This window comes from Enterobacter cloacae complex sp. 2022EL-00981 (genome assembly GCF_028737495.1).
Lineage (GTDB): Bacteria > Pseudomonadota > Gammaproteobacteria > Enterobacterales > Enterobacteriaceae > Enterobacter > Enterobacter cloacae.
The window spans coordinates 105,240-120,208 of sequence record NZ_JAQZRK010000011.1 but is presented as its reverse complement, the minus strand read 5'-3'; the positions used below and the strand labels follow the sequence as shown (position 1 = coordinate 120,208).

At 56.6% G+C, this 14,969-nt stretch carries 11 protein-coding genes and 1 pseudogene; 5 read left to right on the top strand and 7 right to left on the bottom strand.

Going from position 1 to position 14,969, the window contains the following annotated elements:
• The 4 genes from ppx to purM all read right to left on the bottom strand — a co-directional run bounded on the left by ppx (position 1) and on the right by purM (position 5,485).
• Entirely contained in the window at positions 1 to 1,539 is a 1,539-nt protein-coding gene (gene ppx / locus PUZ33_RS11980) for an exopolyphosphatase (RefSeq protein WP_058680685.1), read from the bottom strand.
• Between the two features lie 3 nt (positions 1,540 to 1,542).
• Entirely contained in the window at positions 1,543 to 3,603 is a 2,061-nt protein-coding gene (ppk1, locus tag PUZ33_RS11975) for a polyphosphate kinase 1 (RefSeq protein ID WP_013098243.1), read from the bottom strand.
• A gap of 206 nt (positions 3,604 to 3,809) precedes the next feature.
• On the bottom strand, positions 3,810 to 4,451 hold the full coding sequence (gene purN, locus PUZ33_RS11970) for a phosphoribosylglycinamide formyltransferase (protein WP_020689985.1): 642 nt from the start codon (positions 4,449 to 4,451) through the stop codon (positions 3,810 to 3,812).
• The gene (purM, locus tag PUZ33_RS11965; RefSeq protein ID WP_013098241.1) at positions 4,448 to 5,485 is read right to left on the bottom strand and encodes a phosphoribosylformylglycinamidine cyclo-ligase; all 1,038 of its coding nucleotides are present in this window, start codon (positions 5,483 to 5,485) and stop codon (positions 4,448 to 4,450) included. Before purM ends, purN begins: the two co-directional genes overlap by 4 nt.
• 247 nt (positions 5,486 to 5,732) lie before the next feature.
• Between purM and bglK the strand changes: the two are divergent.
• The 5 genes and pseudogenes from bglK (at position 5,733) to PUZ33_RS11940 (ending at position 11,085) form a co-directional block, all read left to right on the top strand.
• Positions 5,733 to 6,626: pseudogene (bglK, locus tag PUZ33_RS11960) on the top strand (beta-glucoside kinase BglK).
• A 10-nt stretch (positions 6,627 to 6,636) separates the two neighbouring features.
• Complete coding sequence (locus PUZ33_RS11955; protein ID WP_058680686.1) at positions 6,637 to 8,067, top strand: 6-phospho-beta-glucosidase; 1,431 nt, start codon at positions 6,637 to 6,639, stop codon at positions 8,065 to 8,067.
• A gap of 218 nt (positions 8,068 to 8,285) precedes the next feature.
• Positions 8,286 to 8,912 (top strand): uracil phosphoribosyltransferase, encoded by a 627-nt coding sequence (gene upp, locus PUZ33_RS11950; protein WP_003860560.1) that lies wholly within the window; start codon positions 8,286 to 8,288, stop codon positions 8,910 to 8,912.
• An 86-nt stretch (positions 8,913 to 8,998) separates the two neighbouring features.
• Positions 8,999 to 10,288: a uracil permease gene (uraA, locus tag PUZ33_RS11945; protein ID WP_013098238.1), complete on the top strand. Its 1,290-nt coding sequence runs from the start codon at positions 8,999 to 9,001 to the stop codon at positions 10,286 to 10,288.
• 95 nt (positions 10,289 to 10,383) lie between these two features.
• Positions 10,384 to 11,085, top strand: coding sequence for a DnaA inactivator Hda (locus PUZ33_RS11940; RefSeq protein ID WP_211944493.1), 702 nt, complete (start codon positions 10,384 to 10,386; stop codon positions 11,083 to 11,085).
• A 77-nt stretch (positions 11,086 to 11,162) separates the two neighbouring features.
• On the opposite strand, the gene PUZ33_RS11935 is transcribed toward PUZ33_RS11940, so the two are convergent.
• The 3 genes from PUZ33_RS11935 to celB are packed head-to-tail and all read right to left on the bottom strand — an operon-like array spanning position 11,163 to position 14,863.
• Positions 11,163 to 12,584, bottom strand: coding sequence for a leucyl aminopeptidase family protein (locus tag PUZ33_RS11935; protein ID WP_058680687.1), 1,422 nt, complete (start codon positions 12,582 to 12,584; stop codon positions 11,163 to 11,165).
• A gap of 2 nt (positions 12,585 to 12,586) precedes the next feature.
• The gene (locus tag PUZ33_RS11930) at positions 12,587 to 13,540 is read right to left on the bottom strand and encodes a N(4)-(beta-N-acetylglucosaminyl)-L-asparaginase (protein WP_023620392.1); all 954 of its coding nucleotides are present in this window, start codon (positions 13,538 to 13,540) and stop codon (positions 12,587 to 12,589) included.
• A gap of 3 nt (positions 13,541 to 13,543) precedes the next feature.
• Complete coding sequence (gene celB / locus PUZ33_RS11925) at positions 13,544 to 14,863, bottom strand: PTS cellobiose transporter subunit IIC (protein WP_058680688.1); 1,320 nt, start codon at positions 14,861 to 14,863, stop codon at positions 13,544 to 13,546.
• Between the last annotated feature and the right edge of the window lie 106 nt (positions 14,864 to 14,969).

The following is a 14,969-nucleotide window of genomic DNA, read 5'->3' as shown; positions in this document are numbered from 1 at the left end:
TTACGCCGCGACGTCGGCGCTCTCTTCTTCGATTTTGAGCATCCAGCCGGTGACCGCTTCCCAGTACTGCTGCTCTTTTTCCAGATCCAGCAGAACCAGCGCATTCTGGCTAAACCAGTCGTGCGGGAAGCTCAGCGTCCAGTGATGGTCATCCGTTTTGAGTTTCAGCGTGGGCGGCGTGGTAGTGGCCTGACGCTGGTTATTCAGCAGCACGCCCAGACGCAGCAACTGAATCATCGGCAGGAACTGCTTTTTCTTGAACAGCGTGAAGCGCGGCAGATCGTCGAGCTTAATGGCTTTGCGATGATAGCGCACCAGCGTCGCCATCATGGTTTGCTGCTCCTGGTTGAAGCCCGGCAAATCGCTGTTTTGCAGAATGTAGGCGGAATGACGGTGCATGCCGCTGTGGTTAATGTTCAGCCCCACTTCGTGCAGCATCGCGGCCCATTTCAGCAGGGCGGCAAGCTGCGGATGGGCAAGCTTCGGATTCTGCTCCTGCCACTGATCGTACATCTGAACGGTCGTTTCCAGCACCCGCTTCGCCTGTTCGCGGTCGATGTTGTACTGGTTTGCCAGGCTTTGCGCGGTACGGCTGCGAATATCCTGATGGCGGAAGCGGCCTTCCATCTCATACAGCACGCCTTCACGCAGCGCGCCGTCAGAGAGACGCAGCTCCTTAATGGCCAGGGCATCGAATACGCCGCACAGGATAGCCAGCCCCGGTACAAACACCGCTTTACGCTCGTCGGAAAGACCCGGCAGGCTTAACGCGTCGAAACTTTTATGTTTCAGCACCTCTTCGGTCAGCAACGTCAGGCGCTCAGGGGTGATAAAACCGTCTTTTTCACCCATCGCCAGCAGCACTTCATGGGCCGCTTTGATGGTGCCCGAGGCCCCCAGCGCGACGTTCCAGCCCTGGATACGGTACTGCCAGGCCAGATTTTCCAGCTTCTGAACGGCGGCCATGCGCGCCCGCTGGAAGTTTTCCCGCGAAATCGCGCCGCCCGGGAAATACGTCTGCGCAAAGCTGACGCAGCCCATACGGCGGCTTTCCACCAGACGCGGTTCAAAGTCTTCGCCAATGACCAGCTCTGTGGAGCCGCCGCCGATATCAATCACCAGCTTGCGGCCTTTTTCCGGCTGCGTGTGCTCAACGCCCATAAAAATCAGACGCGCCTCTTCGTTACCGGAGATGATCTCAATGGGGTAGGGGATCACTTTTTCCGCACGCTTGAGGAATTCAGGGGCATTCAGCGCCTGGCGCAGGGTATGCGTTCCCACAATGCAGACACTGGAGGGTGAGAAGCCCTGCAGGCGTTCGGCAAACAGCGACAGGCAGTTCAGGCCGCGCTCCATCGCCTCTTCGCTGAGCATGCTGCGTTCATCAAGACCATCTGCCAGGTGTACGCGCTGCTTCAGACGACCGATGATCTGCAGCGCGCCATCCACCTCACGGGCGATGACCATGTGGAAACTGTTAGAACCAAGGTCGACCGCGGCGAATTCCTGTGGTCGTGGGGTCTTATCATTTATCGGCATAGGTTAATCGGGTTGCTCGAGTGATTTGATATAGTCGTAAATCGCCAGTTGCGACCGCACTTTGCGGCGGTTGCCGCGCGGTACATAGCGGTTACTGAGTTCTTTGTCGATATAGCGCGCTTTCACCGTGTCGCTAAACAGAATCTCGATAATGTCGAGAATACGCTGTTTCAGGCGCGGATCCAGCAGCGGCGCTGCGACTTCAATTCGATAATCAATATTGCGCGTCATCCAGTCTGCCGAAGAGAGATAGACCTGTTTATCTCCCGCATTATCGAAAATATAGACCCGATCGTGCTCCAGGTAGCGGTCGACAATGCTGATGACGCGAATATTATCGCTGATACCTTCCAGTTCCGGGATGAGGGAGCACATGCCGCGGATCAGCAGATTGACCGGAACGCCAGAGCTGGACGCGGCATACAGTCTGTCCACCAGTCCTTTGTCGACCAGATTGTTGAGCTTCAGCGTGATGCCGGAGGACAACCCTTTCTGGGCGTTGGCAATTTCTTTGTCGATCATATCGTACAGCAGGCGGCGCGAGTTCTGCGGTGACACCAGCAGATAATCGAAGCTCACCGGGCGGTACGGGTTCTCAATAAAGTTGAACACCCGACGCACCTCGTTGGTGATGCGCGCGTCGGCGGTCAGCAGCGAGTAGTCGGTATAAATTCGTGCGGTTTTCTCGTTGAAGTTCCCGGTACCGATGTGGGCATAGCGCACCACGTCGTCACCCTCTTTACGGGAAATAAGGAACAGCTTGGCGTGAATTTTCAGGCCAGGCGCAGAGAAGATGACGTGTACGCCCGCTTCGGTCAGGCGGCGCGCCCAGTGAATGTTGGCCTCTTCGTCGAAACGTGCCTGCAGCTCAACCACCACGGTTACTTTTTTGCCGTTGTGCGCGGCGTGGATCATCGCGTCGATGATGCGGGAGTCTTTCGCCACGCGGTAAATATTGATTTTGATTGCCAGCACGCTCGGGTCAAAGGAGGCCTGACGCAGCAGCTCCAGCACGTGTTCAAACGTGTGATACGGATAGTAGAGCAGGACGTCGCGTTCACGGATGGCATCGAAACCGTTACGGAACTTATCGAACCAGAGATGACGCAGGCGCGGCAGCGGTTTATTCACCAGATTGGCTTTGCCGACGTTCGGGAAGCCAATAAAGTCTTTAAAGTTATGGTAACGACCGCCCGGCACGATGGAGTCATAGCGCGAGATAGTCAGCTTGTCGCGCAGCATTTCCACCATCGCGTCTGGCATATCACGCTGATAGACAAAGCGCACCGGTTCGGCCGTCAGACGCTGCTTGAGGCTGGAGGACATCAGCTCCATCAGGCTGGCTTCCATCTCGTGCACCAGGTCATATTCGGCGTCACGGGTCATCTTCATCGAGTAGGCGTTTAACGCGTCGTAATCGAAGAAGCCTTTGAAGATATCGTCCAGACAGTAGCGCAGGATGTTATCCAGCAGGATCATCGGTTTACGTCTGCGTGGGGTTTCCGGCGGCAGGTTCACAAAACGTGGCACCTTGTCGGACGGGATCTCCAGCAGCGCGTAACGGATGGATTCACCGCGAATAATTTCCACCGCCAGGTAGGTGTAGTCATCTTTCAGGAACTGCACCAGATCGGTTTCGCGGTTGATCAGAATAGGGGTGATGTGCTGGCGCAGATACTGTTTAAAGTAGTGGCGCAGCCAGTTTTGTTGGTTAACGGAGAGCTGTCGTTCGTTAATCAGGAAGATTTGATTGCGTGCCATCTCCAGCAGCAACTCGTTATAGAGGCCGTCAAATTCCTGATCGGCTTTCAACACGCGGGACTGAATTTTGCCTAACAGATGGCGAGAGTGAGAGTTTAAGCCCTGCTCTTCGCTGATGATGATCCGCCGTTTCAGCTCGGCAAAGCGAACCTTGTAGAACTCATCAAGGTTGTTGGAATAAATGCCCAAAAAACGCATGCGCTCAATAAGCGGGTTGCTTTTGTCCGCCGCTTCCTGGAGTACGCGTTCGTTGAATGCTAACCAGCTTAGCTCTTTCTCGATATATAACTTTTCCTGACCCATTACAGCTCACACTCCAGTTCAATCACAGGACGTGGTAAATCCGTCTCGTCCTTATTATGGCGAGCATTTCCACGATATGTCCAACAGTGCCAGAAAAGTATGACAGTTATTTTTTTGTTGGAGATTTTAGAAGGTTGGAGAAGGGAATATCGGGTAATGCGCTTTGTTGGTCGGGTAAGCGCTGCTGCGCCACCCGACAGAACAGACTACTCTTCGGCCGCGTAACCCTGCGGGGGTAGTTTCACGCCATCCAGCCAGGCAGCACCGTCGCGCATCGCCAGCCGCCCGTCGACAAACCAGCTGACCACCAGTGGATAAATGGCATGTTCCTGGCTCTGCACCCGTTCGGTGATGTCGTCTTCGGTGTCGCCGTCAAAGACCGGGACTTTCGCCTGCAGGATCACCGGTCCGCCGTCCAGCTCATCGGTCACGAAATGCACCGAGGTCCCGTGCTCTTCATCGCCGTTTTCCAGCACCTGACGATGGGTGTGCAGGCCGGGGTATTTCGGCAGAAGCGAAGGGTGGATATTCAGCAGACGCCCGGCGTAGTGCCCGACAAATGCCGGGCTCAGGATACGCATATACCCCGCCAGCACCACAACGTCCGGCGCGTAGGCATCAATCTCCTGAACCAGCTCGCGGTCAAAGGCTTCACGGCCGGCGAACTGACTGGCCTCCAGCGCGTGCGCGGGAATGTTTGCTTCCCGGGCGCGCTCAAGGCCGAACGCGTCGGCCTTGTTGCTGAATACTGCCCGAATGGTGCCATTGATTTTCTTCTGTTTGCAGGCGTCAATGATGGCCTGCAAATTGCTTCCGTTGCCGGAAATGAGCACCACGATGTTTTTCATTCAATGACCACACGCTGTTCGGAATCGGAAGCTTTGATAATACCGATTTTCCACGCGTTTTCACCTTTGTCCGTCAGCAGCTTAACGGCTTTATCCGCTTCGCTCGCTGGCAGGGCGATCACCATACCTACGCCACAGTTAAAGGTGCGGTACATTTCGTGAGAACTCACGTTGCCCGCGGTTTGCAGCCAGTTAAAGACTGCTGGCCACTGCCAGGACGATTCGTCGATTACCGCCTGGGTGTTGTCCGGCAGTACGCGCGGAATGTTTTCCCAGAAGCCGCCACCGGTCAGGTGGGCAATGGCGTGAACGTCCACGTTCTCAATCAGCTCCAGCACGTTTTTCACGTAGATGCGGGTCGGTGCCAGCAGATGGTCAGCCAGAGGTTTACCTTCAAGCTCGGTGGTTTGTGGGTCGCAACCGCTTACTTCGAGGATTTTACGCACCAGCGAGTAGCCGTTAGAGTGCGGGCCGCTGGAGGCCAGCGCAATCAGCACATCACCATCAGCCACTTTACTGCCGTCGATAATTTCTGATTTTTCTACCACACCCACGCAGAAGCCTGCGACGTCATAATCTTCGCCGTGATACATGCCTGGCATTTCTGCGGTTTCACCGCCAACCAGCGCGCAGCCAGACTGCAGACAGCCTTCGGCAATACCGTTGATCACGCTGGCCGCGGTATCCACATCCAGTTTGCCTGTCGCGTAGTAGTCGAGGAAGAACAGCGGCTCAGCGCCTTGTACCACCAGGTCGTTTACACACATCGCGACCAGATCGATACCGATCGTGTCGTGACGTTTTAAATCCATCGCCAGGCGCAGTTTTGTGCCTACACCGTCAGTACCCGAGACCAGAACAGGTTCACGATATTTTTGCGGCAGCGCGCACAGTGCGCCGAAGCCACCCAGACCACCCATCACTTCCGGGCGGCGGGTTTTTTTCACCACACCTTTGATTCGGTCAACCAGCGCATTACCTGCGTCAATATCAACACCGGCATCTTTGTAGCTGAGAGAAGTTTTGTTGGTCACGGCTCAAGTCCCCACGCGATTGCATAGCTAGTAAGAAAAATCGGCGCAATTCTAACAGTCCAGGCAAACGTTTGCGAGCCTATTCTCGGCGCGAGGATCTTTTTTTCTGCTCCGCCCCCGGCGGCGCGCAAACTTGACTCCGTTCACGAAAATGAAACCGGTTTCGGCGATCTGCTTGCATGCGGTTCAGGGAATGAACATCATGAAATGAAACCGGTTTCAGTTTCATTTTGGAGGAATGAAGGCCATGAACATCGCCGCATTTGATATCGGTGGCACCGCGTTAAAAATGGGCATTGCGACAGCGCAGGGAGAGCTACTGCAAACGGATAAGGCCGCCATCAGGAACAGCGACGGTGACGCCATTCTTGCGCAGATGCTGAACTGGGTAACGGCCCATCCCGGGCTTAAGGGGATCGCCATCAGCGCGCCGGGGTATGTTAATCCGCATACCGGCTTTATTGAGATGGGCGGGGCCATTCGCCGCTTCGACCAGTTCGCAATGAAAGGCTGGCTTGAGGCGAAAACGGGTTTACCGGTTACCGTCGAGAATGACGCTAACTGCGTGCTGCTGGCGGAGCGCTAGCAGGGCAAGGCGAAGGATATCGATAACTTTCTGGTACTGACCATCGGCACCGGGATCGGCGGGGCGATTTTCTGCAATGGCAGGCTGGTTCACGGGGCGCGTTTTCGCGCCGGAGAGTTCGGCTACATGCTTACGGAAAGGGCAGACTCACGGCGCGTGGCCCGCCACTCCATGAATGAAAACTGTACGTTACGCACGCTTCGCAAGCGCTATGCCGATTTTCACGGTCTGACGCTTGAGAGCGTCACCGGCGAGGCCATTTTTGATGGCTATGACGCAGGCGACACCGTATGCCGCCGCCTGGTGGATGATTTTCTTAACGGCATTGCGACAGGGCTCTACAACCTGGCGAATGTGTTCGACCCGCAGACCATCTTCATTGGCGGCGGTATCGCGGAGCGGCCCGGGTTTATGGATCTGCTTCGCACCCATCTTGCGTGGTTTGGCATCGCGGATATCGCCGATGTCGTCAGCCACGGCAACCGGGCCGGTCTTGTCGGCGCGGTTTACCACTTCAGACAGCAGTATCCGTCAGCAATCAGCAACATCGAATGAGGGAAAGAGTATGTCAGGATTTAAAGAAGGTTTTCTGTGGGGCGGCGCGGTGGCCGCGCACCAGCTGGAAGGTGGCTGGAAAGAGGGCGGTAAAGGCGTAAGCGTCGCCGATGTTATGACCGCTGGCGCCCACGGCGTGCCGCGTGAAATCACCGATGGCGTGCTGCCAGGAAAAAACTACCCGAACCACGAAGCCATCGATTTTTACCATCGCTATAAAGAAGACATCAAACTCTTTGCGGAGATGGGGTTCAAATGCTTCCGTACCTCCATTGCCTGGACGCGTATTTTCCCGAAAGGGGATGAGCTGGAGCCGAACGAAGCGGGCCTTCAATTCTACGATGACCTTTTCGATGAATGCCTCAAATACGGCATCGAACCGGTTATCACCCTGTCGCATTTTGAGATGCCGTATCATCTGGTCACCGAGTACGGCGGCTGGCGCAACCGTAAGCTGATCGACTTCTTTGTCCGCTTCGCAAAAGCGGTCTTCCAGCGCTATCAGCATAAGGTGAAGTACTGGATGACCTTTAACGAGATCAACAACCAGGCTAACTTCCACGAAGATTTTGCGCCGTTTACCAACTCCGGGCTGAAGTATGCGCCGGGTGAAGACCGTGAGCCGGTGATGTTCCAGGCCGCGCACTATGAGCTGGTGGCCAGCGCGCTGGCGGTAAAAGCCGGGCGCGAGATTAATCCTTCCCTGCAGATCGGCTGCATGATTGCCATGTGCCCCATTTATCCGCTGACCTGCGCGCCTGACGACATCATGATGGCGATGAACGCGATGCATCGTCGCTACTGGTTCACCGACGTTCACGTGCGCGGCAAGTATCCGCAGCATCTGCTTAACTACTTTGCGCGTCGTGGTTTCACGCTGGACATTACCGAAGAAGACAAAGTGGCGCTGACGCAGGGCTGCGTGGATTACATCGGCTTTAGCTATTACATGTCCTTCGCCACCAAAGCGACGGCGGACAACCCGGAACTGGATTACGATGAAAGCAAGAGTCTGGTCTCCAACCCGTACGTGCAGAAATCTGACTGGGGTTGGCAGATTGACCCGGTTGGCCTGCGCTACTCCCTGAACTGGTTCTGGGATCACTACCAGCTGCCGCTGTTCATCGTTGAGAACGGCTTCGGCGCGATTGACGTGCAGGAGAGCGACGGCACGGTGAACGACCAGTACCGCATTGATTATCTCTCGGCGCACATCCGCGAGATGAAAAAAGCGGTGGTGGAAGATGGCGTGGATCTGATGGGCTACACCCCGTGGGGCTGTATCGATCTCGTTTCTGCCGGCACCGGCGAGATGAAGAAACGTTACGGGTTTATCTTTGTTGATAAAGACAACGAAGGGAACGGCACGCTGAACCGCAGCAAGAAAAAGTCGTTTGACTGGTATAAGCAGGTGATTGCGAGCAACGGCGACAACCTGTAATTGTCGGGTGGCGCTTACGCTTACCCGACCTACACTACACGTAAGCGCAGCGCCACCGGGCAGAACCCCGCACCCAAGCCGGAGTCTCGCCTCCGGTTTTTTTTGTCTCTAAATCACTTTGCTTGATATACGTCAAGCAAGATGGGTATGGCCTAATCCGAAAAAAGCGGTATAATCCCGCGATTTTTTTGCGGATGCCACCTCAGAGGAGAAAGAGAATGAAGATTGTGGAAGTGAAACACCCACTCGTTAAACACAAGTTGGGCCTGATGCGTGAGCATGACATCAGCACGAAGCGTTTTCGCGAACTGGCATCTGAAGTCGGCAGCCTGCTGACCTACGAAGCGACCTCTGACCTCGAAACGGAAAAAGTGACCATCGAAGGCTGGAACGGCCCGGTGCAGGTTGAGCAGATCAAAGGTAAGAAAATTACCGTGGTGCCAATCCTGCGTGCTGGTCTTGGCATGATGGAAGGCGTGCTGGAGCACGTACCGAGCGCGCGTATCAGCGTGGTGGGGATCTACCGTAATGAAGAAACCCTGGAGCCGGTTCCGTACTTCCAGAAGCTGGTGTCTAACATCGACGAGCGTATGGCGCTGGTGGTTGACCCGATGCTGGCGACCGGCGGCTCAATGATTGCCACCATCGACCTGCTGAAAAAAGCAGGCTGCAGCAGCATCAAAGTGCTGGTGCTGGTTGCGGCACCGGAAGGGATCGCGGCGCTGGAAAAAGCACACCCGGATGTGGAGCTGTACACCGCGTCTGTCGACCAGGGGCTCAACGAGCACGGGTACATCATCCCGGGGCTGGGCGATGCCGGCGATAAGATCTTTGGTACGAAATAATCGAATAACGATAAATAAGCCGACTTTGAAAGTCGGCTTTTTTTTGAATAAAACACACATAACTAACCATCTCAGAGGAAAACACTATGACGCGCCGTGCTATCGGGGTGAGTGAAAGACCGCCGCTTTTACAGACTATCCCGCTTAGTTTGCAGCACCTGTTCGCTATGTTTGGCGCAACCGTGCTGGTGCCAATCCTGTTTCACATTAACCCGGCTACCGTGCTGTTGTTCAATGGTATCGGGACGCTGCTGTACCTCTTTATCTGTAAAGGTAAAATCCCGGCGTATCTGGGGTCGAGCTTTGCCTTTATCTCGCCGGTGTTGCTGCTGTTGCCCCTGGGGTATGAAGTGGCGCTGGGCGGCTTTATCATGTGCGGTGTGTTGTTCTGCCTGGTCTCTTTCATTGTGAAGAAGGCCGGTACCGGCTGGCTGGACGTGATGTTCCCACCGGCGGCGATGGGGGCCATCGTTGCCGTCATCGGTCTGGAGCTGGCAGGCGTGGCGGCGAATATGGCTGGCCTGCTGCCTGCTGATGGGCAGTCGCCGGACTCTAAAACCATCATCATCTCACTGGTGACGCTGGGCGTGACGGTATTTGGCTCCGTGCTGTTCCGCGGTTTTATGGCGATTATCCCGATCCTGATCGGCGTGCTGGCGGGTTATGCACTCTCCTTCGTGATGGGTGTTGTCGATACCACGCCAATTGCTCAGGCGCACTGGTTTGCCCTGCCAACCTTCTATACGCCACGCTTTGAATGGTTTGCTATCTTCACTATTCTGCCTGCCGCGCTGGTGGTTATTGCTGAACACGTTGGCCACCTTGTGGTGACGGCGAACATCGTTAAACGTGACCTGATCCGCGACCCGGGTCTGCACCGTTCGATGTTTGCAAACGGCTTCTCGACGATCATCTCCGGTTTCTTTGGCTCCACGCCAAATACCACCTACGGTGAGAATATTGGCGTCATGGCGATCACTCGCGTTTACAGTACCTGGGTTATCGGCGGTGCGGCAATCATCGCAATCCTGCTCTCCTGCGTGGGTAAACTGGCGGCAGCGATCCAGATCATCCCGGTTCCGGTGATGGGCGGCGTGTCTCTGCTGCTGTACGGCGTAATTGGCGCATCTGGTATTCGCGTGCTGATTGAGTCCAAAGTGGACTACAGCAAAGCGCAGAACCTGATCCTGACTTCCGTTATCCTGATCATCGGCGTGAGCGGCGCGAAGGTACACATCGGCGCGGCCGAGCTGAAAGGCATGGCGCTGGCGACCATCGTTGGTGTGGGCCTGAGCCTGATTTTCAAGCTGATTTCCGTGATCCGCCCTGAAGAGGTGGTGCTGGACGCTGACGAAAGCGAAAAAGCGTCACACTGATCGTAAAACCGGGTGGACGATCCGCCCGGTTCTCTCCTGGCAGGTTCCGTGCTAAACTCCGTTCCGATTTTATGTAAGATCTGGTTGAGGTACTTCTGAACGGACCGGCACAGCTCTCTCTGCCACTCTATCTCCCTGACGACGAAACTTTCGCGAGTTTCTGGCCGGGTGATAACCCCTCTTTACTGGCTGCACTGCAGAACGTGCTGCGCCAGGATCACAGCGGATACATCTATATCTGGTCACGCGAAGGCGCGGGACGCAGTCATCTGTTGCATGCCGCCTGTGCTGAGCTTTCAGCGCGGGGGGATGCGGTAGGCTATGTACCGCTGGATAAACGTACCTGGTTTGTGCCTGACGTGCTGGAGGGAATGGAACATCTCTCCCTGGTCTGCATCGATAATATCGAATGCGTGGCGGGGGATGAGCCGTGGGAAATGGCGATCTTTAACCTCTATAACCGTATCCTGGAGTCGGGCAAAACCCGGCTGCTGATCACCGGCGATCGTCCGCCGCGCCAGCTGAATCTGGGGCTGCCGGATCTGGCCTCCCGACTCGACTGGGGGCAAATCTACAAACTGCAACCGCTGTCAGATGAAGACAAACTCCAGGCGCTTCAGCTGCGCGCCAGACTGCGCGGATTTGAACTGCCGGAAGACGTAGGGCGCTTCCTGCTCAAGCGTCTGGACAGGGAAATGCGCACGCTGTTTGATACGCTCGATCAACTCGATCGCGCCTCCATTACCGCCCAGCGCAAGCTCACCATTCCGTTTGTGAAAGATATTCTGAAGCTTTGAGTTTTTTTGCCCGGTGGCGCTGCGCTTACCGGGCCTACGGGATCGAGTAGGCCGGGTAAGGCGTAGCCGCCACCCGGCTAGAGATCTCCCATCAGGTGCTCCACCAGCAGCGGAATCGGCCTCCCTGAGGCCACGCTTCTGCCACCCTCACGCCACAGCGCCGTACCGCTAATATCCAGATGCGCCCACGGGATTGTCGGCGGGCAGAAGTGATGCAGCAGCCACGCCGCCGAGGCACTGATCGCCGCATTGTTGGGCGGCGTATTGCACAGATCGGCGATGGCGCTGTCGGTCTGCTTTTTCAGCCGCGCATCCAGCGGCAGGGACCACACTTCATCTCCGCTCTGTTTTCCTGCCTGCGTCAGCGCCTGGCGCAGTGGCTCGTCCTGGGTCATCAACCCGCTCAGCTCATATCCCAGCGCTTTGACCACCGCACCTGTCAGCGTTGCCATATCGATAATGTAGCGCGCCTGCGGATGGCGCTGGCTGGTCCAGGCGATAGCCTCTGCCAGCACCAGTCGGCCTTCGGCATCGGTATTGTTGATTTCGACCGTGGTGCCGTTGCAGGCTCTGGCTACCGTGCCAGGCTGCATGGCGTCCGGGCCGATGGCGTTTTCTGCCAGCGCCAGCACGCCCATGAGGCGCACGGGGAGCGCCAGCTCTGCAACGGTCAGCATCAGCCCCAGCACGTTCGCTGCCCCGCACATGTCATATTTCATGGTGTACATGCCCGCGCCATCCTTGAGCCACAGGCCGCCGGTATCGAAGGTAATGCCTTTACCAACATAGCAGCGCACCGGGCCGTCAGAAACACCGTCATAGTGAATAGCCAGCAGTCGTGGCGGGCAGGAGGCGCCTTTGCCAACGGCGTGAAGCAGCCCCAGACCCTGCTCAACGATCTGCTTTTCATCCAGCACTTCACAGCGCAGGGCAGGGAAGGCCGCGCACAGCGTCTGCGCCTCCTGCACCATAAACTGCGGCGTGCAGCGGTCGGAGGGGATATCGGCCAGACGGCGTGCGGCGACCATTCCACGGCCAATGGCGAGCTGCTGGCGGAAGATAACGTCCAGCCGCGCCTGCTGTTCTGGCAGGCAGAGGGCGGTAACGTGCTCAACGCGCAAAGTGACATCGTCCGCTTTCTTCAGCTGCAGATCGCTAAGCCTGTGCGACTGATTAAAAAGAAAACGCAGGACCTGTTGCAGCACAACGTCGTCAATGTGGGTGACATCCAGGACCACGTCGGTACTGACGGGCGTGGTCAGCAGCGGACGGAGTGCCGTAAGCAATCCTTCGGAAAGGCTATCCTGCCAGAGAGCATCCGGCACCAGCGTGATGCGCGCAAAAGGCGCACAGCCAAAACGGGTGTCGGCAACGACATCTTGCCCGCGCATTTCCGCAATCAGTGGCGTGTCCGGCAACAGCGTAGACGAGCTGCGGGCGATGAGGTGGCCGTGTGGTTTTACGTCAGAAAGGGCGGTTATCAGCTGATACGTCATCATCATTACTCCTCAATCGGTGCGCGGATCCGTGCGGCATAGGCCTGCATCCATTCATCATCCACCGCCTGATAGTGCGTTTTTTCCCGCAGGCGTTCGGCGCGAAACACGGTCAGCGGCTGGCGTGCCGTCGCCACCACAAAGGAGAACGTTTTAATGTTGGTGGCGGCGCCAAATTCACCTTTGTTATTCATGCATACCACGGAGAGATCCCCCGCGCGGCCAAAGCGCGACATCAGCCTGTCTTCCAGCTCGAACACCACGGAATCTGCCGCCTGCTGCGGAGACATCCCCTGCGCCATGCGGCGAACAATTTCGTAGCTGGTGCAGCCTTTCATCAGATCTTCGCCCACGCCCGTGGCGGTGGCGGCGCCGGTTTCACTGTCGCAGTAGAAGCCGGAGCCGATGATCGGCGAATCGCCAAGTCGGCCGCGCTTTTTCATAAACAGGCCGCTGGTGGAGGTCGCCACGCTCATGGATCCCTGTTTGTCGAGACCGATAATCCCGACCGTGTCATGGCCATCGTAGGGGCTTAAGCCTTTATCCAGCGTCTCCCGGCAGCGCTTGCGGTAGTGCTGCATGGCCCGGTCGGTGAGCATCGTTTTGTCGGCAAAACCCTGGCTCAATGCCCACTCGCGTGCGCCCTGGCCGACCAGCAGGCTGTTATAGCGCTGGCGGCTTAACGCCTGCGCCACGCGTACCGGGTTGGCGATATCCACCAGATTTCCCACGGCGCCAAACGCCAGCGTGTCGCCGTCCATGTAGGCGGCGTCCAGTTCCACCTCGCCATTTTCGGTTGGTAGCCCGCCGTAGCCGACCGATTTATAGAACGGGAAGTCCTCGACGGCGGCAACGGCATCCACGACCGCGGCAGCCACCGGTTTCCCTGCTGCCAGCGCAGAGGCCGACTCGGTGACGCCTTCAAGCGCCATTCGCCAGGTGGCGATAATTCCCCACATGCTTTACTCCTGTTTTGCAAGGGTGGTGTCGGTTTGCGTCACGGTGGCAATCTCCGCGGCGCGGTACTGTTTATCCACGATACGCATGAATGGCAGATACAGCATGGCGCCAATCAGCAGGTTGATAAGCTGCATGATGCTGCCGCTGAGATGCCCGGTGACGATAAAACCGCTGATAACAGGCGGCAGCGTCCAGGGGATAAACACCCCGGTGGTGACGGCGACCGCACCAATTTTCATTGCCACGTACTGCACGGTGACCAGCACCAGCGGCACCAGATTGAACGGAATGAGCATGATCGGGTTCATGATCACCGGCAGGCCGAACAGAATCGGCTCGTTGATGTTAAACACCGAGGCCCCCGCGCCCAGGCGTGCCACTTCGCGCATGTTTTTACTGCGGGCGAAAATCAGCATCGCAATCACCAGCGACAGCGTGGCCCCTGCGCCGCCCATCCAGATCATGTCAAAAAACTGTTCGGTAATAATGTGCGGTGGGGTGGCGCCGGCCTGAATGGCGGCGATGTTATCGGTCTGGTTCTCCATCCACAGCGGGCGAATAATGCCGTTGATCATCGAACCGGAGTTAATGCCCACAGACCACAGAATGGTGATGCTGAATACCGTCATCAGCGCGCCAAAATAGGAGGTACCGTAGTGGCGAACCGGGGTTGCCACCACCTCGTAAATAAACTGGTGGATGGTGTTGTAGTGGGTGTTTTCAAAGCCGATGCGGATAACCAGCACCAGGATCATCACCAGCAGGGCAGGGATCAGCGCCGCGAACGACTCCTGCACCGCAGGCGGCACGCCATCCGGCATTCTGATAACCAGTTTTTTGCGCTTCAGCCAGCAGAACAGCTCCGTCCAAAGCAGGGAACCAATCATCGCCACGAATAGCCCTTTACTGCCAATCCACTCTACCGGCATGACGGTGATGCCACCCTGTTCCGCCACTTTGATAAAAGGGGTCAGGATCAGAAAGGCGACCAGCGCCAGAATGCCGCAGGAGATACGGTCTTCGCCATAGTGTTCAGCCAGGCGATAGGCGACCAGGAAGCTGATAAACAGCGACATGGTCGAGAACACCGCGTTGAACGGGATTTCGATAATCGCGCTCCAGCTTTCCCCAAACGCCTGAGACATAAACTGCTGATAGGTTTGATTGGGAAAGGAGGAGATCACCAGCAGGATAGAGCCGACGATGATAAACGGCATGAATGAAACGTAGGCACCGCGAATGGCACCAAGATGACGCTGCTGGGCCGTTTTGGCCGCCAGCGGCATCAGTTTTGCTTCAAGAAATCCCAGAACATTGTTCATTGTGAACTCCGTACAAGATTGAGAGGTGTTGTTTATGTTATCTCTGGGGATTATCAGTGAAGCGCGGCGAGCGAAAGGTGAAATCGGTCACAAAGCAATCGCTGGT

Coding starts and splice junctions, on each gene's coding strand:
- ppx (WP_058680685.1), bottom strand. CDS start 1,539: ATGCCGATAAATGATAAGACCCCACGACCACAGGAATTCGCCGCGGTC.
- ppk1 (WP_013098243.1), bottom strand. CDS start 3,603: ATGGGTCAGGAAAAGTTATATATCGAGAAAGAGCTAAGCTGGTTAGCA.
- purN (WP_020689985.1), bottom strand. CDS start 4,451: ATGAAAAACATCGTGGTGCTCATTTCCGGCAACGGAAGCAATTTGCAG.
- PUZ33_RS11955 (WP_058680686.1), top strand. CDS start 6,637: ATGTCAGGATTTAAAGAAGGTTTTCTGTGGGGCGGCGCGGTGGCCGCG.
- upp (WP_003860560.1), top strand. CDS start 8,286: ATGAAGATTGTGGAAGTGAAACACCCACTCGTTAAACACAAGTTGGGC.
- uraA (WP_013098238.1), top strand. CDS start 8,999: ATGACGCGCCGTGCTATCGGGGTGAGTGAAAGACCGCCGCTTTTACAG.
- PUZ33_RS11935 (WP_058680687.1), bottom strand. CDS start 12,584: ATGATGACGTATCAGCTGATAACCGCCCTTTCTGACGTAAAACCACAC.
- PUZ33_RS11930 (WP_023620392.1), bottom strand. CDS start 13,540: ATGTGGGGAATTATCGCCACCTGGCGAATGGCGCTTGAAGGCGTCACC.
- celB (WP_058680688.1), bottom strand. CDS start 14,863: ATGAACAATGTTCTGGGATTTCTTGAAGCAAAACTGATGCCGCTGGCG.